This window comes from Herbaspirillum sp. Her3, from assembly GCF_057961275.1.
This window is the reverse complement of record NZ_CM176328.1, coordinates 2,415,472-2,441,779: the sequence shown is the minus strand read 5'-3', so window position 1 is coordinate 2,441,779 and position 26,308 is coordinate 2,415,472. Positions and strand designations below refer to the sequence as shown.

The window sequence follows — 26,308 nt, the reverse complement described above, 5'->3', positions numbered from 1 at the left end:
CATCCGGGCCGCGCCGAAGCGGCCCCGCCCCTCAATGCCCGTACCAGTAACGGGCGTGCTGCTTGCGGTATTGTTCCACCTGCAACTGGTCCCCCATCGTCATGATCAGTGCACCGGTCTCGTCGGTGCGCAGGCGGCGGATGCCAAGGCGGCCATAACGTTCAACCACTTCTGGGTTGGGGTGATTGAAACGGTTGCGATAGCCGACCTGGAAAATCGCCAGCTCCGGCCGCACCGCCCGCAGGAAGGGCTCGGTGGACGAGGTGCCGCTACCGTGATGCGGTGCCAGCAATACGGTGGATGGCAGGCGCTCGGCCAGCGGGCCGTTGACCAGTTCATCCTCCTGGACCGCCTCGATATCGCCGGCCAGCAGGATCGACTGTCGGCCAATCTGCACCTTCAGCACGCAACTGAGGGCGTTCGGTCGCCATTTGTCGCTGTCATAGCTGGCCGCCTGCGGATGCAGGACGGTGAAACCGATACCATCCCAGTTCCAGGATTGCCCGGCCTGGCAGCGTGTATGCTCGGGCGCGGCACGCAGGATGGGGCTGTCCGGGGCCAGCGAGGAATAGACGCTCGCCACCGGCAGTTGCTTGAAGATAGACAGGGCCCCACCGGAATGGTCATTGTCATTGTGCGAGATCACCACGCGGTCCAGGCGATCGATGCCGCGCGCGCGCAGGTAAGGCAGGATCACCCGCGTGGCCCCGTCCGAGTCGGGGGTGTAATAGGGGCCGGTGTCGTAGAGCAGGCGATGGCCCGGCGTTTCCACCAGCACTGCCATGCCCTGGCCGACGTCGAAGGCGGTCACGCGCATGCTGCCCTCGGCCGGCGCCACCGGCGCATTGAGCAGCAGCGGCAGCCAGCCGAACAGGCCCAGCCAGCGCACCGGCCAGCCGCGCGGCGCCAGCACCAGCAAGGTGCCGCCCAGGGCCAGTGCGAACATCCAGGCGCTGGGCAGCGGCGTTTGCCAGACCGCCCAGGGCATGTCATTCAAGGCCTGCAGGAATTCAGCCAGCCATGCCAGCAACTGATGCGGCACCTGCAGGACGAATTGCGCCAGCACCGCCGGCAAGATGCTGCCCAGCAGGGCCAGCGGCGTGATCACCAGCGAGACCAACGGAATGGCCACCGCATTGGCAATCGGGCTGACCAGGGAATACTGCCCGAACAGCAGCATCGTCAACGGCACCAGCCCCAGTGTCACCACATATTGGGCGTAGCCGGCTTCCTTGATCCGCTGCAGCAGCGCCGGCCACCAGTGCTTGCGCGAAGCGGCCGCGGCCATAGCCTGCGGCGGCTGCATGCGGCCCACCGAACCATACAGCAGCAGCGCCACCGCCCCGAAAGACAGCCAGAAGCCCGGCCACAGCACCGCCCACGGATCCAGCAGCAGGACCAGTCCCAGCGCCAGGCATTGCACCACCGAGACGCGCACGATGCGGCCGCGCCAGAACGCGATGCCGACCACGATCAGCATATAAAGCGTGCGCTGGGCCGGCACCCCGAACCCGGCCAGCAAGACATAGAGGAAAGCCGCCAGCATGCCCACGATCACCGCCACCTTCTGGGCGGGCAGGCGCAGCGGCAATTGCGCACCCGTAAAGAAGGACCGCCGCCACAGCCAGCTCGCCAGGCCGCCGCACAGGGCCGCCAGCATGGTGATGTGCAGGCCGGAGATGGCCATCAGGTGGCCGATGCCAGTGCGGTTGAAGACGGTCCAGTCAGCCTGGTTGATGCCGCGCTGGTCACCCATCACCAGGGCTGCGACGACGCCCGCATACGGCGCACCGGGCAAGGCTGCATAGATACGGTCGCGCAGCCAGCCGCGTGCACTGTCGATTACATGGGAAGGCGTCCATACGAAGGAATCGACGCGCCGGTTGACGGCCGTGACCGGCGCCCCTGCCGCAGCCAGGCGGCCGACCACGTAGCCGGTGGCGCGCACGTCATCCTGCAGCAGCCACAATTCATAGTCGAAGCCATCGGGATTGGCATTGCCATGCGGACGCTTGAGCCGCACCTGCAACCGCCAGCGCTCGCCCGGCCGCAGATCGGGCACCGCCAGCCGGGGCGGGGCCGCCTGCTCGCCATCTTCGGACGGCATCTGGTAACGCTGGTTGCCGTACCAGGACAGCGCCAGCCGGGGCGGCACAGGTGGTTTCACGCCGCCCTGCACCACCACCTGCTCCACGTCGAAGCGGAACCGCACGCCCTGCTCGTTGTGCACGGGCAGGTCGGCGACGGTGCCAATGACGGTGATGTCACGCCCTTCCCAAGCGCTCGGCAATTCCTGGTCCAGATAATAGAGCGCAAAGGAAGCCGCCCACAGGAAGCCCAGCCAGGCGCCGCAGGTCAGCAGCGAAGGCACGCGCAGGAAAGGCTGCCAGAACTTCCAGGCGGTGAAGGCCAGCAACACGGAAAGCACCAGCCCGACCGCAACCCATTCGATACCGGGCAACTGGCCCTGCACCTGCAGCAAGCCCACGCCGATGGCAAAACCGATGATCAGCGCGCGCATCAGAGGGCCAGTCCTGCCTGGGCCAGGCGCGGCAGCGCGGCCTGGGCATTGGCCGTGGTAGCGGCAGCGATGTCGTGCAGCGGCAACTGGCGCAGTTCGGCCAGAACCTCGCCGATGCGCGGGATCTGGTCAGGCGTGTTGATCCCGGGATGGCGCCAGGCCGGCGCGATATCCGGCGCATCGGTCTCCAGTACGATGGAGGACAAGGGCAACTCCGCCGCCAGGCGCCGGATCTGCAGCGAGCGCGGGAAGGTCATGGCGCCGCCGAAGCCCAGATGCAAACCCAGCTCCACGAACGTACGGGCCTGCTGGTCGCTGCCATTGAAAGCGTGGGCGATGCCGCCCGTCACGCGGATGCGGCGCAGGTACTTGAGGATGGTGTCCTGCGAGCGCCGCACGTGCAGCAGCACCGGCAGGTCAAAGTCGCGCGCCAGCTTGAGTTGTTCGGCAAAGAAGAATTCCTGCTTCTCGCGCAGCGGGGTTTCCTTCAGGGCGGGCACGAAGAAATCCAGGCCGATCTCGCCGATGCCCACGAAAAGCGGATCTGCCAGCGCATCGTCTACGGCCGTGCGCAGCAGTTCAAGGTCGGATTCCTGGGCCGTGGGGACGTACAGCGGATGAATGCCCAGCGCATAGACGGCATTGCCGGCCTCGCGCGCCAGCCGGCCGACTTCCTGGAAGTTGGCCCTGGCGATGGCCGGGATGACGATGGCACGCACCCCAGCCTGCGCGGCCTCGGCGGCCACGGCAGCGGAACGGGCGCCGAATTCCCCGGCATCGAGATGGCAATGCGTATCAACCCACATGTGCTGGCTTGGCGAAAATCGGAAGACCGGCACATTGCGCGCCAGTTCCGGATGACGACACACGCAATGGGAGCCGCTACCCGGTACGATCCGGCTCGCCTCCCCCGAAGCGTCTTGTTGTTTGTACAGCGTATCCTGTTCGTGCAGGATGCAGACACGGGAGTGTACCGTTTAACCCCCTCTTTCAGGCATTAACAATCGTAAAGAATGACTTCCTGAAAGGCATCAATGCAAAAAAGGACGCGATCACTCGCGCCCTCTCCATTTCCTTCATATCGCTCGTGCAAGGCAATCACGCCGCCTGCAGCGACTTGCCCAGCTTGCGCAGGAACTGCTCGCAGCGTTCCATCTGGGACAAGGTGACGAACTCGTTGGGCTTGTGGGCGTTGCCGATGTCGCCGGGGCCGCAGACGATGGTCGGAATGCCAATCTGCTGGAACAGCCCCGCCTCGGTGCCATAAGCCACCTTGCGGGTTTCGCGGTCGCCCGTGAGCGCACGCACCAGCTCGGTGATGGCCGCCTGCTCGACCGCTTCCAGCGCCGGGCTGCCGGCGAAGTTGTCGATCTCCACTCGGGCCTCGGGGAACTCGCTGCGCATCTTGGGCAGCAACACCTCGGCAATGTACTTGTCGATCTGGGCCTGGATGTCGGTCACGCTCATGCCGGGCAGGTTGCGGAATTCGTAAGTAAATTCACATAGCTCGGGAATGGTGTTGACCGCAATGCCGCCACGGATCTGATTGGTGGTCATGGTGCTGAAAGGCACATCGAAGAATTGGTCATAGGGGCCATTTGCCTTGTAGCCATCGGCAAAATCGCGGATGGCGCAGATCAGGCGAGCGGCGTGCTCGATGGCATTGCAGCCCTGCGGGGTCAGCGAAGAGTGCGCCGACTTGCCGTGCACCTTGCAGGCAAACACGTTGATGCCCTTGTGCGCCACCACCACGTTCATGCTGGTGGGTTCACCGACCACGCAGCCATCCACCTTGATGCCGCGCCTGACGATTTCTTCCAGCATCACGGGCGCACCGATGCAGCCGATTTCTTCATCATAGGAGAAGGCCAGGTGAATCGGCTTCACGCGCGGCATGGCCAGGAATTCCGGCACCAAGGCCAGCGAGGTGGCGATGAAACCCTTCATGTCGCAGGTGCCACGGCCGTACAGGCTGCCATCCTTTTCAGTGATCGTGAAGGGATCGGTATCCCATTTCTGGCCATCGACCGGCACCACGTCGGTGTGGCCCGAGAGCACGATGCCGCCCTCGGTGCTGCCGGCATCGGGGCCGGCGGTGGCGGGCAAGGTGGCGAACAGGTTGGCCTTGGTCTGCTCCTTGTTGTGCGCCAGCCAGGAGGAGATGCCCTGCTTTTGCAGGCTGTCACGCACGGTCGTGATCAGTTCCAGGTTGGAATTGCGGCTGGTGGTATCAAAGGCGACCAGGGTCTCTAGCCATTGGCGGGTGTTCATTGTGTTGCTCCAGTGTCCATCTGTTCAGATATTCGTATCATCAAAAGCACACCGCCGTCTTGCATCAAGACGGCGGCGTCAGGCCCTAGCTTACCCGGAATGCATCAAGGCTGCTGCACAGCCACTTTCAGGCCCTGGTCGGACAAGCGCAACACGCGCGCACAGCGGCCTGCCAGTTCGATGTCGTGGGTCACGATCACGAAGGCCGTGCCCAGCGTGCGCGAAAGCTCGATCATCAGCTCGAAGGTGCGGTCCGCCGTGCTGCGGTCCAGGTTGCCGGTTGGCTCGTCCGCCAGCACGCAGGCCGGACGCGTCACCAGCGCCCGCGCCAATGCCACGCGCTGGCGCTCGCCGCCGGAAAGTTCACCCGGCACGTGCGTCACACGCTGCGCCAGGCCGACCTTCTCCAGCATCTCGCGCGCCTGCTCCTGGGCCTCGGCACGCTTGACGCGCCGGATCATCAGCGGCATGGCCACGTTATCCAGCGCCGAGAATTCCGGCAGCAAATGGTGGAACTGGTAGACGAAGCCCAGCGACTGGTTGCGCAAGCTGCCCCGCTCGCTCTCGCCCAGGTTGGCAAAATCCTTGCCCAGCAGGTTCACGGTGCCGGTGCTGGGCGTATCCAGCCCGCCCAGCAGATGCAGCAGGGTCGACTTGCCCGAGCCCGAGGCACCAACGATGGCCACCTGCTCGCCATGGTAGACGTCGATGTCGACATTGCCCAAGACCTTCACCGAATATTTACCCTGGGTGAAGGTCTTGCCGAGGCCGCGCGACGACAGCACGGCCTGGCGGTTCTTGATCGGATCGGGATTATTCATAGCGCAGCGCCTCCGCCGGTTTGACACGGGCTGCAGCCCAGCTCGGATACAGCGTGGCCAGGAAAGCCAGCACCACGGCCACGCCGCCGATGGTGTAGACATCCGACCAGATCAGGTCGGAGGGCAATTCAGAAATCACGTAGATGCTCTTGGGCAGGAACTGCACATGGAAGGCGTGCTCGATGGCCGGCACCAGCACATCGATGTTGAGCGCCACCAGTACCCCCAGGCCGACGCCGATGGCCGTACCGATCAGCCCCACCAGCGCCCCCTGGATCACGAAGATCTTCATGATGGACCCGGGCGACGCGCCCAGCGTGCGCAGGATGGCGATGTCGGCCTGCTTGTCGGTCACCGTCATCACCAGCGTGGAGACCAGGTTGAAGGCTGCCACCGCAATGATGAGGGTGAGGATGATGAACATCATGCGCTTTTCGGTCTTCACCGCTGCGAACCAGTTGCTGTTCTGCTGCGACCAGTCGCGCAGGTAGAGGTCGCCCGTCAGGGTGCGCGCCAGCTGCTGGGTCACTTCCGGGGCCTGCAGCATGTCGCGGATGCGCAGGCGCACGCCGGTCGGGGCATCCATGCGGAACAGGGTTTCGGCATCCTGGAGATGGATGAAAGCCAGGGTCGAATCAAATTCATAATGGCCCGCCTCGAAGATCCCGGTCACGGTGAACTGCTTCAGGCGCGGCAGTACGCCGGCCGGGGTCACCTGCCCTTGCGGCACGATCACCGTCACCTTGTCGCCCAGCCCCACACGCATGCCGCGCGCCAGCTCGCCGCCGATGACGATGTTGAATTCGCCGGGTTTCAGGGAATCGAAGCTGCCCTGCTTGACCTGCTTGGCCACGTCCGAGACCTTGGGCTCTTCCTCGGGCAGCACGCCGCGCACCAGCACGCCGCGCAGGTTGTCGTCGCGCGTCATCATGGCCTGGCCGGCCACGTAGGGTGCGGCGCCCAGCACTTCGGGATTCTGGAAGGTCTGCTTGGCCACGGACTGCCAGTCCTTCATGGAACCGGAGGCATCGAACACCTCGATATGCGCCAGCACGGACAGCATGCGGTCGCGCACCTCCTTCTGGAAGCCGTTCATCACCGAGAGGACGACGATCAAGGCAGCCACGCCCAGCGCGATGCCGGACATCGAAATAAGGGAAATGAAGGAAATGAAACTGTTGCGGCCGCTGCGCTTGCCGGCCCGCGTGTAGCGGATGCCGACCAGCCATTCGAACGGCAGGTTTTTAATCAGACTCAAAGTTGCTCCGGGAGAGGGCCTGCACAATGTGCCGCCAGTGGCCTCGCGCCCCCGTTGCAGGAACGCAATCCTCTGGCCGCACGCCAACACGGGCGAAGACAAAGCGCGAAGTTTGCCACAGTTTGGCGCCTCGGCCCATCCCTGGCCGGGCTCCCATGCTCGCGCTTGACCCGTCGATTGCTCGCCGTGATGCATGTAGATTCACTTCCACGGCAGAGGTTCGCGCCATCCAGCTTCATATAAAGCATGCGCGACCTGTTGCGGCGGCAACTGTTTATATATACAGTATCCGCTTGCTCACCCATTGCCCCTATGAATTTCCCTGCACCATGCCCACTGAACTGACCCAGGACGCGCCTGAAGCCTGCAGCCCACCCGCTGCCGAGCGCGATCCGTTCGCGCGCCTCAATGCCTGGCAGCGCGAAGCCGTCGATCACGGCAGCAAGCTGCCCCCGGCGCAGCAGCCGCCGCTGCTGATCGTGGCTGGCGCCGGTTCGGGCAAGACCAATACCCTGGCGCACCGGGTGGCGCGGCTGATCCTGGACGGCGCCGACCCGCAGCGCATCCTGCTGCTGACCTTCTCGCGCCGGGCCGCCGCCGACATGGGCCGCCGGGTCGGGCAGGTGATCCGCCAGGTGTTGGGCCTGGGTGCCGCCGATGCCCCGCCGCAACTGCCGTGGTCGGGCACCTTCCACGCCATCGGCGCGCGCCTGCTGCGGGAATACGCGGCCGTCATCGGATTGGAAGAAGACTTCACCATCCAGGATCGCGGCGATTCGGAAGACCTGATCGGACTGCTGCGCCATGAGATGGGGCTGTCTGCCACCGACAAGCGCTTTCCGCTGAAGGCCACCTGCCTGTCCATTTATTCACGTGCGGTCAATACCCGGCAAGATCTGGGCACGGTGCTGCAGACCCAGTTCCCGTGGTGCCGGGAATGGGAAAGGCTGCTGGGCGAGCTCTTCACCCGCTATGTCGAGGCCAAGGAAGCCCAGCACGTGCTGGATTACGATGACCTGCTGCTGTTCTGGGCCGACATGCTGTCGGACCCCGAGATCGCGCAATCGGTCGGGGCGCGTTTCGATCATGTGCTGGTGGATGAGTACCAGGACACCAACCGCCTGCAAGCCGAGATCCTGCAAAGGATGAAGCCCGACGGTGCCGGCGTGACGGCCGTGGGCGACGATGCCCAGTCCATCTATTCTTTCCGTGGCGCAACGGTGCGCAACATCCTCGACTTCCCCGAGCTGTTCACGCAGCCGGCGCGGCTGTTGACACTGGAGCAGAACTACCGCTCCACACAGCCCATCCTGCAGGCCTCCAATGCGGTCATCGCCGACGCGCCGGAGCGCCACGTCAAGCAGCTCTGGAGCGACAAGCCTTCTTCGCAGAAGCCGCAACTGGTGGTGATTCCGGATGAGGCCGAACAGGCGCGCTGGGTGGCCAACCGCATCCTGGCGCATCGTGAAGAAGGGCTCACCCTGAAATCCCAGGCGGTGCTGTTCCGTACCGCCGCCCACAGCGCGGCGCTGGAGCTGGAACTGGTCAGGCGCAACATCCCCTTCGTGAAATTCGGCGGCCTCAAGTTCCTGGAAAGCACCCACATCAAGGACCTGCTGTCGCTGCTGCGCCTGGCGCACAATCCCAGCGGCCGCATGGCGGGTTTTCGCGCGCTGCAGCTGATCCCCGGCGTGGGCCCGGCCACCGCCAGGAAGGTGCTGGACCTGATGGCCACCGCCAGCGACCCGGCCGATGCCCTGCTGCAGTTCGGCGCCCCGGCCAACATCGCCCTGCAATGGCAGGCCTTTGCCGATACCTATGCCCTGATGCGCCGCGCCAGCGCCGCCTGGCCGACCGACATCCAGGCCGCGCGCGACTGGTATCTGCCGCAGCTGGAGCAGCGCTACGAGGATGCCGACGCCCGCGCCGCCGACATCGAGCAACTGGCCGCCCTGGCCAATGGCTACGCCTCGCGCGAGAAATTCCTCACCGAACTGACGCTGGACCCGCCCGAGGCCAGCAGCGATTTCTCCGCCCCGCCCTACCGCGACGAGGATTACCTGACGCTTTCCACCATCCACTCCGCCAAGGGCCAGGAATGGCGCTCGGTGCATGTCCTGAACGTGGTCGATGGCTGCATCCCGTCCGATCTGGCCACCGGCAGCGAGGCCGAGATCGCCGAGGAGCGGCGCCTGCTGTATGTCGCCATGACGCGCGCCAGGCAATATCTGCACCTGGTGGTGCCGCAGCGCTTCTACATCACCCAGCAGACCGCGCAGGGCGACCGCCACGTCAACGGCATCCGCAGCCGCTTCATCACGCCGCGCATGTTGCCCTTCTTCGAAGACAGCCTGTGGCTCTCGGCCGAGGTCAACGGCGCCCGCACGCCCATGCCGGACAGCGTACGCATGCTGGTGCGGCAGCGCGCCAAAACCGCCTGGAACAAGCAATGACACTGCCTTGAAGTGAAGCTTTGTGCAGACGACGGGGCCAAGCGGCGCGCCAGCCGCTAAAATAGCGCCCCATGAATCAACTCGACATCCTCATTCCGTTCGCCCTGCCCCCGGCCGAGCTGGCGCGCGACCTGCTGCGCCAGTGCCAGGCGCCGGCCCTGGCCATGCTGCTGGGCCGGGGCAAGGCCGCGCCGCGCCAGGCGCATGATCCGTTTTCGCGCGCCCTGCCGCATGAACACTGGCTGGCACAGCGTTTCGGCCTGCCCCCGGCACCGCAGGATTCCAGCCCGGCCGCCGCCAGCGCCCTGATGCAAAGCCTGGGCCATGCACCTGCAGCTGGCCACTGGTTCGTGCTGCACCCGGCGCACATCCACGTGGCGCGCGACCATCTGGTGCTGACCGACATCGGCCAGTTGCAACTGGAAGAGGACGAATCGCGCCGCCTGTTCGATGCCGCCCTGCCGCTCTTTACCGAGATCGGCCATGAGCTGGTCTATGGCGATGCCCGCACCTGGTTCATCCGGGCCGATGCCTGGGCCGGCCTGCGCACCTCCACGCCTTCGGCGGCCAGCGGGCGCAATGTCGATATCTGGATGCCGGAAGGTCCGGGCGAGCTGGCCTGGCGCAAACTGCAAAATGAAGTGCAGATGCAATGGTTCGCCGAGTCCCTCAACGAACAGCGCGAAATGCGCGGCCAGAAGGCCATCAATTCGATCTGGATCTGGGGCGGTGCCGACGCCGGCACGCTGGCCCAGGACCGCTATGCCAGCCGCTTCGGCCTGCGTGGCTGGCTGCGCGCCTTCGGCGAAGAGGTCAAGGAGAGTGGCGCAGCCCAGATCGTGCAAACCGGCGGCCATCGCCTGCTGGTCCTCGATGCGCTGGCCGAAGCCGCTCTCGCCGAGGAATGGGGCCTGTGGCTGCAACACCTGGAACATCTGGACCGCGACTGGCTGGCGCCCTTGCTGGTGTCGCTACGGGCCGGTGCGCTGGAGTCGCTGAACCTGATCCTGACCGGCGCGGACCGCAGCCAGGAAGTGGTGGTCACGCGCGGCGCATTGCGGCGTTTCTGGCGCAAACCTTCGCTGTCGGGGCTGTCGGCATGATTCGCGTCACCACCCGTACCTATGACATCGCCCAGGCAGAACAACTCATTGCCGAAGGCGTGCACCCGGTGCTGGCGCGCGTCTATGCGGCGCGCGGCCTGTCCACCGCGCGTGAGCTGGCCAGCGAACTCAACGCCCTGATCGCCCCGTCCGGCCTGCTGCACATCGACGCCGCCGCCAGCTACCTGGCCGATGCCATCGCCGCGCGCAAGAAACTGGTCATCGTCGCCGACTATGACTGCGACGGCGCCACCGCCTGTGCGGTCGGCCTGCGCGGACTGCGCCTGTTGGGGGCGCAGGTGGACTACATCGTGCCCAATCGCTTCGAGTACGGTTATGGCCTCACGCCCGAGATCGTCGAACTGACCGTGCGCGAGAAGAATCCCGACATCATCGTCACCGTCGACAACGGCATCGCCAGCATCGATGGGGTGGCCGAGGCCAAGCGGCGCGGCATCGACGTGGTGGTGACCGACCACCACCTGCCGGGCGACGCCCTGCCCGAGGCGCGCGTGATCGTCAATCCCAACCAGCCGCAGTGCGGCTTCCCGAGCAAGAACCTGGCGGGTGTGGGGGTGATGTTCTACGTACTGCTGGCCTTGCGCGCCGAGATGCGCAAGCGCGGCCTCTTCGATGCCCAGACCCAGCCCCGCCTGGACAGCCTGCTCGACCTGGTGGCCCTGGGCACCGTGGCCGACGTGGTGAAACTGGACGCCAACAACCGTATCCTGGTGGCACAGGGCTTGAAGCGCATGCGCAGCGGCAAGATGCATCCCGGCATCGCCGCCCTGTTCCGCGCGGCCGGCCGCGAGGCACGCCGGGCCACACCCTTCGACCTCGGTTTTGCCGTCGGCCCGCGCCTGAACGCCGCCGGCCGCCTGGCCGACATGTCGCTGGGCATCGAATGCCTGACCACCGACGACGAAGGCCGCGCCTGGGCCATCGCCCAGCAACTGGACGCCATCAACCGCGAACGGCGCGACATCGAAGCCGGCATGCAGGATACCGCCCTGCTGCTGCTGGACGACTTCAACCCGGCCGACCGCCGCACCATCGCGGTCTTCGATCCGTCCTGGCACCAGGGCGTGATCGGCATCGTGGCCTCGCGCCTGAAGGACAAGTTCTACCGTCCCACGATCACCTTCGCGCCGGGAGATGAAGGTTTCATCAAGGGCTCGGGCCGCTCGATTGCAGGCTTCCACCTGCGCGATGCGCTGGACCTGGTGTCCAAGCATGCACCCTCGGTGATGACCAAGTTCGGTGGCCACGCCATGGCGGCCGGACTGACCATCCATGCCGAAGCCTTCGACGCCTTTTCACAGGCCTTCGAGGCGGTCGGCCGCGACTGGCTGACGCAAAACCAGCTGGAGCGGGTCATCGAAACCGATGGCGAACTCGAAGACAGCTACTATTCGGTGGAATTCATCAGCCTGATGGACCAGCAAGTGTGGGGCCAGGGCTTTGCACCGCCGGTCTTCTGCGACCATTTCCGCGTGCTCAGCCAGCGCATCCTCAAGGACAAGCATCTCAAGCTGCAACTGGAAAAAGGTGGCCGCAAATATGACGCCATCTGGTTCGGCCATACCGATGCCCTGCCCGACCACGCGCAGGTCGCCTTCCGCCTGGATGCCAATGAGTACAACGGCAAGACCACCGTGCAACTGATGGTGGAACACGCCGAACCAGCCTGATCCTGACAATCAGCCGACATCCATCCCTGGCCGCGAAAGCCGCGCCAAGCATGGATTGCAGACAGACAACAGTGTACAAAAAAGGCCGCCAAGCGCTTGGTTGCAGTGGCACAATGTTGGGTTGGAGCGACTTCCGGACAGAGTTGAGGGAAGCTGTCAACACGGGCGCTCCAGGAATAACAACAACATCAAACCCCTGAATGAAGATCAAGCGCTTCAATTGCAGCCTGGTGACCCGGCTCGTCCTCTTCGGCCTTGTGCTGATCGTGGGCAGCGCGTTCCTGCGCTATTACCTGCTGGTGGGCTTCCTCGAAAAAGAACAGGCCCAGGTCGCGGCCGACCAGCAAAGCACCATTGCCAGCTATCTGGCCGATGACATCGGCTACCGCGTACAGGAGCGCGTTCATTATCTGGAAGGCTTGTCACGGCATCTGCCGCCAGGTCTGCAGGAAGATCCGGCTGCCGCGCGGGCCTGGCTGGAAGGCCATCAGCAATTGCTCCCCCTGTTTGGACAGGGCCTCTTCATCGCCGACCTCCATGGCCGCATCCTGGTGGAGTACCCGACACAGAACGGCCGCCGCGCGCTGTCGCTGACCCAGTACGCCGACTTCGAGCGGGTGCTGCAAGGCGACACCGTGATCGGCCCGCCACTGGCCAACCCGGTAACTGGCAAACCCATCATCGCCATGCTGACCCCGCTGCGCAACGCGGCAGGCCAGGTCGTCGGCGTCATGGGCGGCAGCCACGAACTGAACGCGCCGGGCTTGCTCGATCACCTGCAGCGGGCACGGCGGGAGCCGATCGGCAGTTTCTTGCTGATTTCACCGGCGCAGCGGATGGTGATCGCCTCCAGCGACGAGGCCCTGCAGTTGACGCTGCTGCCTCCGGCCGGCCAGGACCCCTTGATGGATCAGGCCCTGCAAGGCTTTCGTGGCAATGGGGTGGGCCTGGCCGCCAATGGCGTCAATGAGATCAAGGCATTCGCCTCGGTGCCGGGTACCAGCTGGATGGTCGCCGTGACCTTGCCGCTGGCGGCGGCGATGCCGAAGACCGAACGGACCCGCGCCCTGATCGGACGCGGTGGCCTGATCCAGTCGGTGATCATCCTGGCACTGGTCCTGGGGGCGTATTTCTGGTTCTTCCGTCCCTTGCACCGCGCCGCCGACCTGGCCCGCCGCATGACGCGCGGCGAGCTGCCGCTGTCGCCGCTGCCGGTGGAGCGGCGCGATGAAGTCGGACATCTGACCATGGCCTTCAATGGCTTGCTGTCGCGGCTGAAGATGCACCAGGCCGAACTGCAGCACCAGGCCCATCATGACGTACTGACCGGCCTGCCCAACCGCATGATGCTGGCCGAGCGCATGGAAGCCGCCCTGACGCACGCCTGCCGCGAACGCAATGGCGTGGCACTGTTGTTCCTGGATCTGGACGGCTTCAAGCCCATCAACGATACCCTCGGCCACAAGGCCGGTGACCATGCGCTGCAGGAAGTCACCCGCCGCCTGCGCCAGGTGGCGCGCCATGGCGACACCCTGGCGCGGGTAGGTGGAGACGAGTTCGTGCTGCTCGTCACCGATCTCGGACGGCCCTTCGAAAGCGGCGCCCAGGTGCTGGCCGAAAAATGCATCAAGGTGGTATCCGAACCGCTGCACCTGCCCCAGGGCGAGTTCCAGCTGGGTGTATCGGTCGGCATTGCCGTCTGTGATGGCAGCTGTGATGCCGACAGCCTCCTGCAAGCGGCCGACAAGGCCATGTACGCCGCCAAGGGCAACGGGCGCGGCTGCTACGTGATCGCCCCGGCGCGCCCGGCGGCGGCAGAAGAACTCAGCGCACCGGCAGAAACTGCAGGAATGAGCCGCCCAGCAGGTTCTGCACATAACTGATGCCGGCGCGGCGATAGCGCTCGGTCATGAATTCGGCCATCAGGTCCAGGCGGCCGACGATCTTGCCGAATTCGCGTTCAAAACTGAGATTGCGCGCCTCGTTGCCGATCTCGTCGGACAGCAACAAGGGCACGCCAGCGGCATTACGTCGGCTGGCCAGGATCCATGCGGCAATTTCAACGTTGCGGGCTGCGTTGTAGAGATGCTGGGCATCAAGCCCGTCGACCAGGAAGAATTCGATCCTGTTGCCGTGCGCCACGATAATCATATCGGCAGTGGCATGGATGAAGGCGGCTACGCGGTCTCCCTTGAATTCCGGTGCCAGCGCCAGAGTCATGGCCTGGATGTCGCGCTTGCCTTGCAGCTCGGGCCAGGGCTGGCGCTCTTCGATGGCCTGGCGTACTTTCTTTTCGGCCTCTTCGCGGGTAGTTGCAGTCTTTTTCCATTCGGCCGGATTGCGCCGATACAGCTTGGACATCAACAGGTACAGGCTGTCCAGATTAGCCCGCATGGCCAGCGTGGCCACGCGGTTGCTGTCGGATTGCCCCATCTCGCGCGAACTGGCCTCGACCCCTTTGACCTGGCCGTGCGGCGCGGGAGTGCTGGCACATGCGGCCAGCAGCATGGCACACAGGAGCGGTAGCGATAAGGAGGAAGACAGCTTTCTGGTCATCGGCGAGCGGGACGGAACGAGCTGTTAGGACTGATCCTGGCAGAATGCGTTCCGTCCACCCGCTTCAGGGTGAACCCCTTTACTTCACATCAGGCCTTTCCCGTATGCGGCAAACCGGTCAGGTAGCCGACCGTGGCACCGAAGCGGTCCTTGTAGTTGGCCCGCACCAGCGGATCGAGGGTGTCCTTCACCTTGTCGTGCAAGCCCTTTTCCCAGTCGCCGGCGTGCTGGAAATTGCTCATCACGTAGGTCCAGCCGTTGATCTCGTCGACCGCATGCAGGCCGGTCGATTCGGCACCCGCCGGGCAGGACAGCACCCGGGTGAGCGCCTTGGTATCGACGTTGTAAGCCCACAGGAAGTTGTTGACGTGCATACCGCTGTCTTCGCCGATGAACAAAGTGCGCAGCTTTTCGGAAAACTTGATGTTGTCCGGATTGGCGATGTGTTCCTGGTCGGCCAGGTTGCCCAGCGCATCCGGGGTCTTCAGGTCCACACCGACCAGCGCTGCCGGCGCGGCCATGTCGACGGCCACCCATTCGCTGTCGATGGCCTTGCCCGCCGCATCGCGCTGGCCGCCGCGCAGGTTCAGGGCATACACGGCACCAGCCTTGGGGCCTTCGACCTTGATGTGGCCGGAACCATTGAGCATCGAGGTCTGGATGTAGGACATGGCCGAATAGGCGATCTTGTCGCGCGCATTGACGGTCGTGCCTTCCATCTTGGTGAAGCCCAGGCTGCCGCCAGCCAGGGCAGCGTAGCGGTGGGTCTCCAGGAAGGCCGCGGCCTTTTCCATACCCGGCTTGACGCGCACCCAGTTGAACTTGCCATTGAACGGGATCTTGGAGAAGGAGCCATCGGCCGGATCGCTGGTGCGGATGTCCATGATGTCGGCGGCCTTGTAGCGGTCCGCCATGGCCTTGACTTCGGCGCTGGTGGCGCTGCCCAGGCGCACCCAGGACAGCTTGCCGGCGCCCGGACCGACGCCCGAGACCTGCTCCCAGCGCGCCACGTAGAGCGTGCCGGAGGACAGGTCGGCGGCGCGATCGGCGATGAACATGAACAGGCCGCCATTGGTGGCATCGTCGCCCATCAACACGGTGCGCTGGTCGGGCATGACCTGCACCAGCTCGTGCGAGATGCGGCCCAGGCAGTAGTGCTTCTTGATGGAGCCGGTGCCGTCCGGGTTGACGGTCACTTCCGGCAGGTGGCCGTAGTGGTAGGGATTGGCGCGGTTCTCGTCGCCATAGAGATTCTTGCTGAAGGCCTTGAATTGCGGATTGGATGCGATGGCCGAGGCGTCCGGTTCATATTCTTCCGACGACAGGTGCGTATTCCAGGGCGACAGGCTGGCACCGCAGGTGATCCACAGGCCGTTGACCTGGGATGTGTCGACGTTGTGGTATCGCACCAGCGAGAGCTTGCCCGAGGACGGATCCTGGTCCAGCGTCAGTACGGCGATGGGCGACGGCAGCTGGCCGTACATGGCAGCCTGCTTCTGGTCGCGGGTGGTGTACTCGAATTGCACCACGGCAAACACCGCATTGCCCTTCACGCCGGGCACTTTGGCGTTTTGCAGAGTCAGCAGCGAGGAACCATCCGGGCAGTCGGAATAGAACTGGCGCTCCCGGCCCGCAACCGAGCGGTCGATGATGGGCTGGTTGTGGATGTCCAGGTAGCCGCCGGCCAGGATGGTGCCGCCCTTTCCGTTGGGCACCATGTCGCCGGTCATGAAGAAGGGCTGGTAGGCCAGCTTGTAGCTCTGCTTGCTGCCATCCGTAAAGCTCACTTCCAGGGCCGAACCGACGGTGGTGGCGGCCATGGCGGCCGGGTTGTCCAGGGTCGGGGCAGGCATGCCGGTGAAGCGCGCCGAGGCGAACGGCTTGCCCGCGCCCGGGGTGGCACACGCGGCCAGCAGGGCCGAGGCCGACAGGCCACCGGTCAGCGGCAGCAGGGGCGCGGCACCCAGGGCCTTGAGCAGGCTGCGGCGGCCGGCTTGCGGCGCTTCGGCGGGGGATGGGTGGGCGGTGGGGGCGGGCTGTCTCATCGAAGGTTCTCCGTATTGGCTAGCAGGTGGCAGGCAGCGCCGGGCGCCGCCGTCAGGATTTTGTCAGTCAAACAAGCGCGCCGATGGTAGCGAGGGAAAATGACAGGCGCGTGACGGGGGTGAAACTGCCCTCCTCCTCTTGTATAATTCGAGGTTTGATCGCAAAAGAAACCATCATGGAAGCAGAACGCCTCAATTCCCTCCAATCCCTGCTCGACGACCTGGCCACCCGCGCCACCGAGCTTCGGAGGTATCTTTGACTTCGATGTGAAGTCGGAGAAACTCGAACAAGTCAACGCCGAACTGGAAGACCCCAACGTCTGGAACGACCAGAAGCGGGCCCAGGACCTCGGCAAGGAAAAGAAATCGCTGGAAGCGATCGTCCACACCCTCATCAAGATCGACAGCGAACTCACCGATGCCCGCGACCTCTTCGAGATGGCCCGCGAGGAAAAGGACGAAGACACCATCGTCTCCATCGAAGGCGACGCCGAGAACCTGAAGAAGCTGGTGGAAGAAATGGAATTCCGCCGCATGTTCAGCGGCCCCATGGACGCCAACAACTGCTTCATCGACATCCAGGCCGGTGCGGGTGGCACCGAAGCCCAGGACTGGGCTTCCATGCTGCTGCGCCAGTACCTGCGCTACTGCGAACGCAAGGGCTTCAAGGCCGAGATCCTGGAACAGTCCGACGGTGAAGTGGCCGGCATCAAGACCGCCACCATCAAGGTCGAGGGCGAATACGCCTATGGCTTCCTGCGCACCGAAACCGGCGTGCACCGGCTGGTGCGCAAGTCGCCCTTCGACTCGTCCAATGGCCGCCATACCTCCTTCTCCAGTCTCTTCGTCTACCCCGAAGTGGACGAATCCTTCGAGATCGAGATCAACCCGGCCGACGTGCGGGTGGACACCTACCGCGCCTCCGGTGCCGGTGGCCAGCACATCAACAAGACCGACTCCGCCGTGCGCCTGACGCACGCGCCGTCGGGCATCGTCGTGCAATGCCAGAACGACCGCAGCCAGCACCGCAACCGTGCCGAAGCCTGGGACATGCTGCGCGCCAAGCTGTTCGAACTGGAACTGCGCAAGCGCATGAGCGAGCAGCAGAAGCTGGAAGACTCCAAGACCGACGTCGGCTGGGGCCACCAGATCCGCTCCTACGTGCTGGACCAGTCCCGCATCAAGGACTTGCGCACCAACTTCGAAACCGGCAACACCAAGGCCGTCCTCGATGGCGACCTCGACGACTTCATCGCGGCCTCGCTGAAACAGGGCGTCTGATCCGGAGCGGCCGCGCGGCCTTGCTGCGCGGCCGGCTCTTGCTGATCCGACCGTTCAACCTTCAAGAATTCCAACCATGACCACGCAAAACACCCCCGCCGCCCAGCCGGCAGCCGACGAGAACAGCATCATCGCCGAGCGCCGCGCCAAGCTGGCGGCCATCCGCGAACAGGGCGTCGCCTTCCCCAACGATTTCCGTCCGGCCAACAACGCCGCCGACCTGCATGCGAAATATGACGGCTTCGAGAACGAAGCCCTGGAAGCCGAGCCGGTCACCGTCACCGTCGCCGGCCGCATGATGTTGAAGCGGGTCATGGGCAAGGCTGCCTTCGCCACCCTGCAGGATGCCTCCGGCGTGCGTGCCGATGGCCGCATCCAGCTCTACGTGACCCGTGACGTCACCGGCGAAGAAGCCATGGCCGCCTTCAAGCACTATGACCTGGGCGATATCCTGGGTGCCGAAGGGTCGCTCTTCAAGACCAAGACCGGCGAACTGTCCATCAAGGTCACCAAGCTCAAGCTCATCACCAAGTCGCTGCGCCCGCTGCCGGACAAGTTCCACGGCCTGGCCGACCAGGAAATGAAGTATCGCCAGCGCTACGTCGACCTGATCATGAGCGAAGAGACCCGCCGCACCTTCAAGGCGCGTACCGCCGCGATGTCGTCGATCCGCCGCTTCATGGAAACCAACGGCTTCATGGAAGTGGAAACCCCGATGCTGCACCCGATCCCGGGCGGCGCGGCGGCCAAGCCTTTCATCACCCATCACAATGCGCTGGACATGCAGATGTTCATGCGCATTGCCCCCGAGCTGTACCTGAAGCGCCTGGTGGTGGGCGGCTTCGAGCGCGTCTTCGAGATCAACCGCAACTTCCGCAACGAAGGTGTCTCGCCGCGTCACAATCCCGAATTCACGATGATGGAGTTCTACGCCGCCTACGTGGATTACCAGTGGCTGATGGGCTTCACCGAACAGGTGATCCGCCAGGCCGCCATCGATGCCCACGGCACTGCGGTACTGACCTACCAGGGCCGCGAGCTGGACCTGTCCAAGCCCTTCGACCGCCTGACCATCACCGGCGCGATCCTGAAGTACGCACCCAACTACACCGAAGCGCAACTGGCCGACATCGACTTCCTGCGCACTGAACTGAAGAAGTTCGGCGTCAAGACCGACCAGGCCCCGCTGGCCGGTGCCGGCATCGGCGCACTGCAACTGGCGCTGTTCGAAGAAACGGCCGAATCGCAGCTGTGGAACCCGACCTACATCATCGACTATCCGGTCGAAGTCTCGCCGCTGGCGCGCGCTTCCGACACCGTGGCCGGCATCACCGAGCGCTTTGAGCTCTTCATTACCGGCCGCGAGATCGCCAACGGCTTCTCCGAACTCAACGATGCCGAAGACCAGGCCGCCCGCTTCCAGGCCCAGGTAGCCGCCAAGGATGCCGGTGACGAAGAAGCCATGTATTACGACGCCGACTACATCCGTGCCCTGGAATACGGCATGCCCCCGGCCGGTGGCTGCGGCATCGGCATCGACCGCCTGATGATGTTGATTACCGACTCGCCCAACATCCGCGACGTGATCCTGTTCCCGCACCTGCGCCGCGAAGACTGATCCTGCTGTACCGGGAGACGGCGCCCCCCGCGCCGCTCCCGGGTGGTATCGTCATTGCCCTCCTGCGCCTCCCGTCCGGGATGCGTGCCTCCTCCCCCGTACTTTCCTCACCGTCTCCGGCTAACGTTGTCTTGCCGCAAACCCGCTTTACGTGCCGCTGTTGCAGGATTACATGTCCTTACAACTGACACAGAATCGGGATTTTTTTTGGCCCGTGACCACTCCATAATCCAGTCATCCACTCATCAACGACAACAGAACAACTAGAGAGGTCATCATGGAAACCAATACCCCACAACACGTGAATGCAAACAACAACGGTCTGGCTCAACCCTCCCAGCCGTCGTCCTCAGGCCGCATCCATCCGCTGGTCGCCGGTGCTTCGGTAGCCGTCATCCTGGTCAGCCTGATCGGCGTGGCCGCCATGACGGGCCTCTTGCCCAGCTCCAAGAGCGCCAATTCGCCGCAGCAGATTGCGGCCATGGAACAACCGGGCCAGTCCCCGGCGCAACAGCAGCAAGCGCAGCAACCCGCTGCGCAATCGACTTCCTACCAGCCGCAGCAAGGCGCCTATCCGGCCCAGGCGGCCGCCCCGGTGGCGCAGCGCGCCCCGGCCGTCTGCAGCAGCTGTGGTGAAGTGATCGGCGTGCGCACCGTGCGCCATACCGCCCCCACCAGCGGTGTGGGCATTGCCGGCGGCGCCGTGGTCGGCGGCCTCCTGGGCAACCAGATCGGCGGCGGTACCGGCCGCACCCTGGCCACCATCGCCGGTGCTGTCGGCGGCGGCTATGCCGGTAACGAAGTCGAAAAGAACGTGCGCGCCACCACCAGCTATGTGGTCGATGTCCGCATGGAAAACGGCAAGACCCGCAGCTTCCCGCAGAGCAGCGAGAACTGGCGCGTCGGCGATCAGGTGCGGGTGGTCAATGGCCATCTGGAAGGCCGCGGCTGATCCCGCTGACCGCGCAGTCCTGTTGAGCAAAGCCCTTCGAGTTCGCTCGAAGGGCTTTTTTTGATGGCGCTGTCGCTGCGCGGCCACACAGGGCCCGGTTCAAGGCATTTTCAGCAAAATATGAAGCCTTGTGCACCCATTGCGTACTTACAACGTTATTCTGTCATCGGATTGTCATTTTCCTGCCGGATAGCAACCAAGGCCTCCCTCACCCGGGGTTGGCGGGAATGCATCTGATAAACGCTGGCAACATTCCATTCAGACAGTTAGACTTTCGCCAAAAGTCATCCGCCTGGACGGCAGCGGAGTTGGTAGCCGGGAAACAGAACGCGCTCAAGCGTCGGCCCGCTTACTCGTACTGAACGGGGGGCGAACGATTCGCCAGGCCGCGCCGGCGAGGCGCGAAAAGCGTTTGAAGATTTATGGACTCACTGTCACCCATTGATACCAGCGGCACCACGAGCGCGGTTGCCGAGCCCGCCGACGAGCGGCACACCGAAGAGCGCCATGGCGGTCCCCACAAGGACCACGCAGTCATCCTGCTGCACGGCTTGTGCGGCTCGCATCTGGAAATGGGCTCCATCCCCAAGCAGCTCAAGAAGGCAGGCTGTACCGTCATCCCGCTGAATATCGACAATTATTCCGCCGCCCTGACCAATCCGCGCGTCTCGCCCGACTGGGAAGACTGGTGCGCCGTGGTCGAGAGCCGGGTAGCGCGCCTGAAGGAAGAATTCCGTACCGTCTCGCTGTGCGGCCTGTCCATGGGGGCCACGCTGGCCCTGGCAGTGGCTGCGCGCAGCAAGGACCTGCTCTCGGTGGTGCTGCTCTCGCCGGTGCTGCAATATGACGGCTGGTCGGTTCCCTGGTACTGGAAGCTCCTCACCGTGGTCTACGACCTGGGCCTGCGCAACTGGTCCTACAAGGAAAGCGAACCCTACGGCATCAAGAACTTCGAGATGCGCCGACGCGTGGCCGCTGCGCTGGAAAAGGATGGCGTCGCGGCCGTGGGTGCAGCCTCCATCCCGGCGCGCCACCTGCGCGCGGCGCTGCGCATGATCGCCTTCGTGCGCAGCTCGCTGCCGCTGGTGCGCACCGATACCCTGATCATCCACTCCATCGACGACGAGACCGCCTCCCCGCGCAACGCCGAAATGATCCTCCAGCAGATCAATGCCGAGGTGCGCAAGGTGGTCTGGCTGGGCGACTGTTATCACATCATCACGGTGGACAATGAACGCGAGATCGTCACCAATGAAACCGTGATGTTCATCAAGCGCAGCATCGAGATCCACGGCAACGAGATCAGCCGCAAATATCTCGCCCACTCCTCACCGCTGAAGGACAGACGCTACTGAGTTGATGCGCTGGAACAACGCCAGTAAGCCTTTTGACAGACAACATTCTTAACATGATCCCATTGCACCATGGTGCGATGTAAATGAAGATGGACACGACCCGCCCCCATTCCAAGACCATCATGAGCCTGATCCGACTCAAGAACGCCAAGAGCTGGCGCCCGCAGGGGTTCCGGCCGCTGTACGTGAGCACGTTCGGTTTCGTGGCGGCGTTCGGGTTGCGCTATGCGCTGGCGCCGTTTGTCGAGGAATCGCTGTCGATGCTGTTTTTTGCCGTCAATTGCATCGTGATGAGCTATCTGTTCGGCTATCTGTATTCCCTGGGCCTGCTGGCGGTCAGCATTCCCACGGCCATGTTTTTCTTCCGCAAGCCCTACTACACGATGGATGGACTGGATGACAAGGACATCTTCCTGATCCTGGTCTACATGGTCATCGTCGCCACGGCCTCGATCATCATCGAATGGCTGCAGCGCGAACGCTATGCTGCGGTGTTGCAGCAGCGCGTCTCCGAAACCCGCTATCGCCTCCTGATCGAATCCGACCAGGCGCGCCGCGCCGAATACGCCCGCCAGTTCGAGAACAGCACCCGCGACGGCGTTTGAACGTCTGTCCGGCTGGCCTGCGCCGCTCGCGCGCAGGCAACCGGTCCATCAGGAAGCTCCTGATAGCCCACCCGGCTCAGCTCTCCTAAGATGCCTCCATCCCAGCAAGGAGGCCGCCATGTCCCTGACTCATCACCTGCCCCGCATCCTCGTCATCGACGCCGACCTGGACGCCATCGAAACCGCACGCTTTGCGCTCTGGCGCAGCCAGTTGCCTTGCCAGTTCGAATGGTTCGATGATGCCGAGCTGGCCAATGCCTCCCTGCTCACGCAGGCGCTGTGCCGCAGCAAGGACCTGCCGGCCCTGATCCTGCTGGACCCGCGCAGCTTCTCCGGTACCGAGGGCTATGAATTGCTGCGCACCCTGTGCGTCTACCAGCAACTGGCGCATATCCCGCTGGTGCTCTTCACGGCGGCGCCCCTGTGCGCCGATTTCGCCCAGGAACAGGACACCCGCATCTGGTACGCCGCCAAGCCCGCACGCGCGGCCGATTACATGGCCGTGGTCACGCGCTGCGTACAGCAGCGCCTGCATCAGCCCGCCGTGTTCTGATCCCGCAGGACACGCCGCACGATCATGGCCAGGCGCCGGATCAGCGGACCGAACTGCTCTTGCGCGGTATTGCCGTAGCCGATCACCAGGCCATTGCTGTACCGCTGCGCCTGCCCCACCGAAAACGACGACAGCGCCCCCACATTCATGCCGGCCGCCTGCGCGGCCGTACTGACGGCGCTATCCGGACAGTGCGCCGGCAGCCGCAGCGTCAGGTGCAGGCCGCTGTCACCACCCAGCACCTCCAGTGCCGGCAGATGCGTCTGCAAGGCCATCCGCAAGGCGTGCTGGCGCTCACGATAAAGCCGCCGCATGCGGCCAAGGTGGCGCGCGAACTGGCCAGCACCCATGAACTCCGCCAGCGCCAACTGCTCCAGCCGATGCCCGCCGCGCAGCAGCTCGGCCAGGGCCGGCGCGGCGCCCTTCCCGGCTGAGGCCGGCAACACCAGGAAGCCGATACGCAAGCCCGGGAACAGGGTCTTGCTGAAAGTCCCCACATACAGCACCGGCGCATCCGGCACCAGCCCCTGCATGGCCGGTATCGGATGGCCATGGTGGCGGAACTCGCTGTCGTAATCGTCTTCGATGATCCAGCAACCGTGTTCACGGGCGCGCGCGATGAGCGCCAGGCGCCGCGCCAGCGACAGCACCGCCCCGGTCGGATATTGGTGCGAAGGCGTCACATGGATCAACCGCGGCGGCGAACGCCAGGCCCGATCGGCAATGACGATGCCCTCGCCGTCGACCGGCATTGCACGTATCTTCATATCGCCCGAATGGAAGGCTGCACGCACCCCGCCGTAGCCCGGATCTTCCAGCCAGGCGCGCTCGCCGGGATTGGCAAAGAGCCGCACGCACAGCGACAGCGCTCCCTGTGCGCCCTCGGTCACCACCACCTGCCCGGCCTCGCAGCGCACCCCGCGCGCCACCCGCAGATATTGCGCGATCGCCTCGCGCAGGACGGGCTCGCCCAGCGGATCACCATAGGCCAGGGCCATCGGACCCGCGCGTTTGAGGGCGCGCTCCTGGGCGCGCAGCCAAGCATTGAGAGGAAAGCGATTGAGCGCCGGCATGCCCGGCGTCAGCGGCAGGCATCGGTCACCGGCATCCCGTGTGAGCTGCATGGTACTGACCCGGCGGGACTGGCGTTCACCCGTGCGCCGCAATGGCGGCTCGGCGGGAATCTTCACCGGCGCGGCCAGTAGCGTTGCCACCCGCGTGCCTTGCCGGTCTGCTTCGGCATAGCCTTCGGCCACCAGTTGCTCGTACACCGCCAGCACGGTATTGCGTGCCACCTGCAACTGCTCGCACAGGCCGCGGGTGGAAGGCAGGCGGCTACCCGGTGGCAACTGCCCGCCCAGGATGGCGCGCTTGAAGCGCTTGAGCAATTGCTGCTGGCGCGACGCAGCGCCGGGTCGGACATCGAGTGCGGAAGACAGCAGGGCAAGAGGCATGGCGAGGCGCTTTCGTGGCTCCATCAAATTGTCATTTCGTGGCACTTTTGATGATGCCACGAAAACGCTATCGTGCCAGCTCTCACTCGTCCTGAAAGCCACCATGACCGACCTCGCCTGTCCCCGCACCAATACCTACCAGCAACCCATCGGTCCCGCCCTGCCGGACTGGCAGCCGCGCGCCCGCCCCACCGGCCAGACCTTGCTGGGCCGCAGCTGCCGGCTGGAGCGCCTGGACGCCGCACGCCACGCCGGCCAGCTCTACACCGCCTATGCCGAGGCGGACGACGGACGCGACTGGACCTACCTGATGAGCGGCCCGTTCGCCGATGCCGCCAGCTACCGGCAACACGCCGAACTGATGCAGGCCAGTGAAGACCCCCTGCACCACGCCGTGATCGACCTTGCTACCGGCCAGGCGGTGGGCACCCTGGCACTCATGCGCATCGAACCCGCCCATGGCGTCATCGAAGTAGGCCATGTCACCCTGTCGCCGCGCCTCAAGCGCAGCCGCATGGCCACCGAGGCGCAGTATCTGCTGATGCGCCACGTCTTCGACGAGCTCGGCTATCGCCGCTATGAATGGAAGTGCGACAGCCTCAATGCCCCCTCGCGTGCGGCTGCGCAGCGCCTGGGCTTTCGCTTCGAGGGCATCTTCCGCCAGGCCATCGTCTATCGGGGCCGCAGCCGCGATACGGCCTGGTTTTCCGTGATCGACAGCGAATGGCCGGTGGTACGCCAGGCCTTCGAACGCTGGCTGGACGACCGGAATTTTGATGCGCAGGGACAGCAGCGCCAGTCCCTCTCTTCCCTGATGAAGGCAGCACTCACGACCCTGAACGCGCCGTCTTCAACTGCTTGAGCTCCCACAGTGCCTCCAGCACGTGACGCGTAGCTGGCTCCAGCTGGGTAGCGCGATGTGCGATGCCCAGCGGCCGCCACAGCGCCGGCCGCAATGGCCGCATGACGATGCGCGGGTCCAGCGGCACCGCGCTGGCCTGCGCACTGGCTTCGTGCGGCAACAGCGTGGCGCCGTAACCGGCCGCCACCAGGCTCTTGATGGCATCGTTGAAATTGAGCTGGATACGCGGCACCGGGTTTTCTCCGGCGCCGGCAAACCATTCACCGGTCAGGCGCGAGAGCCGCGTCTCGGGCGCATTGAGGATCAGCGGCTGCGCGGCCAGCCAGGCTGGCGTCACCCACCGTGGCGCCTTCCACGCGGCAGGCACAAACGCCATCACCGGATCACGCCGCCAGGGCTTGACGGTCAAGCCGCCCACAGGCGATTGCGGCAGCGCCACCAGGCCGATGTCGAGCCGCCCTTCAGTCAGTTGCGACAAGGTTTCCTGCGAAGTCAGGATGTGGATCTGCACGTCGATCCCCGGATGGCGCTGCCCCAGCCGCTCCAGCACTTGCGGCAACAAGGTGGCAATGGCGCCGGTGGAGGCGCCCAGCCGCACGCGTCCGGCCAGCCCCTGCACCTGGCGCCCCACTTCTTCCAGCGCCTGGTCGGCCGCGGCCAGCAATTGCCGCGCACGCGCGATCAAGGTGGCACCGATGCCCGAGGGCCGCACCTGGCTGCGCTGGCGCAACAGCAGCGGCGCACCGATACGCTCTTCCAGCTCGCTGATGTGCAGGCTCACCGTAGGAGGCGCCAGGTGCAGCTCACGGGCGGCGGCAGCAAAGGAGCCCAGGTCGGCGATGGCGACCAGGGTACGCAGGCGGTCCAGGCTCAATTCACGCATGACAAGACTCCGGGGCAAGCAAACCA

At 64.7% G+C, this 26,308-nt stretch carries 20 protein-coding genes; 11 read left to right on the top strand and 9 right to left on the bottom strand.

Translation table 11 applies throughout. The annotated features are described in order from the left end of the window. Positions 1-31: 31 nt before the first annotated feature. The 5 genes from ACVC5H_RS11190 to ACVC5H_RS11170 all read right to left on the bottom strand — a co-directional run bounded on the left by ACVC5H_RS11190 (position 32) and on the right by ACVC5H_RS11170 (position 6,871). Entirely contained in the window at positions 32-2,521 is a 2,490-nt protein-coding gene (locus tag ACVC5H_RS11190) for a DNA internalization-related competence protein ComEC/Rec2 (protein ID WP_489622362.1), read from the bottom strand. Continuing rightward, the gene (locus tag ACVC5H_RS11185; protein ID WP_489622361.1) at positions 2,521-3,327 is read right to left on the bottom strand and encodes a TatD family hydrolase; all 807 of its coding nucleotides are present in this window, start codon (positions 3,325-3,327) and stop codon (positions 2,521-2,523) included. The genes ACVC5H_RS11190 and ACVC5H_RS11185 overlap by 1 nt, the downstream gene beginning before the upstream one ends. A gap of 292 nt (positions 3,328-3,619) precedes the next feature. Continuing rightward, positions 3,620-4,792 (bottom strand): acetylornithine deacetylase, encoded by a 1,173-nt coding sequence (gene argE, locus ACVC5H_RS11180; RefSeq protein ID WP_489622360.1) that lies wholly within the window; start codon positions 4,790-4,792, stop codon positions 3,620-3,622. A gap of 104 nt (positions 4,793-4,896) precedes the next feature. Beyond that, complete coding sequence (lolD, locus tag ACVC5H_RS11175) at positions 4,897-5,613, bottom strand: lipoprotein-releasing ABC transporter ATP-binding protein LolD (protein WP_489622359.1); 717 nt, start codon at positions 5,611-5,613, stop codon at positions 4,897-4,899. After that, a complete protein-coding gene (locus tag ACVC5H_RS11170) occupies positions 5,606-6,871 on the bottom strand; it encodes a lipoprotein-releasing ABC transporter permease subunit (RefSeq protein ID WP_489622358.1) in 1,266 nt (421 codons plus the stop codon). Before ACVC5H_RS11170 ends, lolD begins: the two co-directional genes overlap by 8 nt. A 329-nt stretch (positions 6,872-7,200) precedes the next feature. Here ACVC5H_RS11170 and ACVC5H_RS11165 point away from each other — a divergent pair, with 329 nt between their 5' ends. The 4 genes from ACVC5H_RS11165 (at position 7,201) to ACVC5H_RS11150 (ending at position 14,001) form a co-directional block, all read left to right on the top strand. Then, positions 7,201-9,324: an ATP-dependent helicase gene (locus ACVC5H_RS11165; protein ID WP_489622357.1), complete on the top strand. Its 2,124-nt coding sequence runs from the start codon at positions 7,201-7,203 to the stop codon at positions 9,322-9,324. 71 nt (positions 9,325-9,395) lie between these two features. After that, complete coding sequence (locus ACVC5H_RS11160) at positions 9,396-10,427, top strand: hypothetical protein (protein ID WP_489622356.1); 1,032 nt, start codon at positions 9,396-9,398, stop codon at positions 10,425-10,427. Beyond that, positions 10,424-12,118, top strand: a complete 1,695-nt coding sequence (gene recJ, locus ACVC5H_RS11155; protein WP_489622355.1) for a single-stranded-DNA-specific exonuclease RecJ — start codon at positions 10,424-10,426, stop codon at positions 12,116-12,118. The genes ACVC5H_RS11160 and recJ overlap by 4 nt, the downstream gene beginning before the upstream one ends. A gap of 200 nt (positions 12,119-12,318) precedes the next feature. After that, positions 12,319-14,001, top strand: coding sequence for a bifunctional diguanylate cyclase/phosphodiesterase (locus tag ACVC5H_RS11150; RefSeq protein ID WP_489622354.1), 1,683 nt, complete (start codon positions 12,319-12,321; stop codon positions 13,999-14,001). Here the strand turns inward: ACVC5H_RS11150 and ACVC5H_RS11145 are convergent. Both ACVC5H_RS11145 and ACVC5H_RS11140 read right to left on the bottom strand, forming a co-directional pair. Beyond that, positions 13,943-14,674, bottom strand: a complete 732-nt coding sequence (locus tag ACVC5H_RS11145; RefSeq protein WP_489622353.1) for a hypothetical protein — start codon at positions 14,672-14,674, stop codon at positions 13,943-13,945. The two genes, ACVC5H_RS11150 and ACVC5H_RS11145, sit on opposite strands and share 59 nt — an antisense overlap. 89 nt (positions 14,675-14,763) lie before the next feature. Further along, positions 14,764-16,719, bottom strand: coding sequence for a PhoX family protein (locus tag ACVC5H_RS11140; RefSeq protein ID WP_489622352.1), 1,956 nt, complete (start codon positions 16,717-16,719; stop codon positions 14,764-14,766). A gap of 176 nt (positions 16,720-16,895) precedes the next feature. Between ACVC5H_RS11140 and prfB the strand changes: the two genes are divergently transcribed. The 6 genes from prfB (at position 16,896) to ACVC5H_RS11110 (ending at position 23,083) form a co-directional block, all read left to right on the top strand. Further along, positions 16,896-18,000, top strand: a protein-coding gene (prfB, locus tag ACVC5H_RS11135; RefSeq protein WP_489622351.1) for a peptide chain release factor 2 whose coding sequence is annotated in 2 segments (ribosomal slippage) — positions 16,896-16,976 and positions 16,978-18,000 — 1,104 coding nt in all. Because the reading frame shifts where the segments join, the coding sequence is not laid out codon by codon here. A 76-nt stretch (positions 18,001-18,076) separates the two neighbouring features. Next, positions 18,077-19,618, top strand: coding sequence for a lysine--tRNA ligase (gene lysS, locus ACVC5H_RS11130; protein WP_489622350.1), 1,542 nt, complete (start codon positions 18,077-18,079; stop codon positions 19,616-19,618). Positions 19,619-19,895: 277 nt separating this feature from the next. Further along, positions 19,896-20,570, top strand: a complete 675-nt coding sequence (locus tag ACVC5H_RS11125; RefSeq protein ID WP_489622349.1) for a glycine zipper 2TM domain-containing protein — start codon at positions 19,896-19,898, stop codon at positions 20,568-20,570. 422 nt (positions 20,571-20,992) lie between these two features. Further along, positions 20,993-21,925, top strand: a complete 933-nt coding sequence (locus ACVC5H_RS11120) for an alpha/beta hydrolase (RefSeq protein WP_489622348.1) — start codon at positions 20,993-20,995, stop codon at positions 21,923-21,925. An 89-nt stretch (positions 21,926-22,014) separates the two neighbouring features. Further along, positions 22,015-22,530, top strand: coding sequence for a DUF4118 domain-containing protein (locus ACVC5H_RS11115; protein ID WP_489622684.1), 516 nt, complete (start codon positions 22,015-22,017; stop codon positions 22,528-22,530). Between the two features lie 118 nt (positions 22,531-22,648). Next, positions 22,649-23,083, top strand: coding sequence for a response regulator (locus ACVC5H_RS11110; protein WP_489622347.1), 435 nt, complete (start codon positions 22,649-22,651; stop codon positions 23,081-23,083). On the opposite strand, the gene pdxR is transcribed toward ACVC5H_RS11110, so the two are convergent. Beyond that, the gene (gene pdxR, locus ACVC5H_RS11105; RefSeq protein ID WP_489622346.1) at positions 23,065-24,537 is read right to left on the bottom strand and encodes a MocR-like pyridoxine biosynthesis transcription factor PdxR; all 1,473 of its coding nucleotides are present in this window, start codon (positions 24,535-24,537) and stop codon (positions 23,065-23,067) included. The genes ACVC5H_RS11110 and pdxR overlap by 19 nt on opposite strands. A 103-nt stretch (positions 24,538-24,640) precedes the next feature. Here pdxR and ACVC5H_RS11100 point away from each other — a divergent pair, with 103 nt between their 5' ends. Then, positions 24,641-25,399, top strand: coding sequence for a GNAT family N-acetyltransferase (locus ACVC5H_RS11100; protein WP_489622345.1), 759 nt, complete (start codon positions 24,641-24,643; stop codon positions 25,397-25,399). Here ACVC5H_RS11100 and ACVC5H_RS11095 read toward each other — a convergent pair. After that, positions 25,365-26,282 (bottom strand): LysR family transcriptional regulator, encoded by a 918-nt coding sequence (locus tag ACVC5H_RS11095; protein ID WP_489622344.1) that lies wholly within the window; start codon positions 26,280-26,282, stop codon positions 25,365-25,367. The genes ACVC5H_RS11100 and ACVC5H_RS11095 overlap by 35 nt on opposite strands. Positions 26,283-26,308 lie beyond the last annotated feature (26 nt).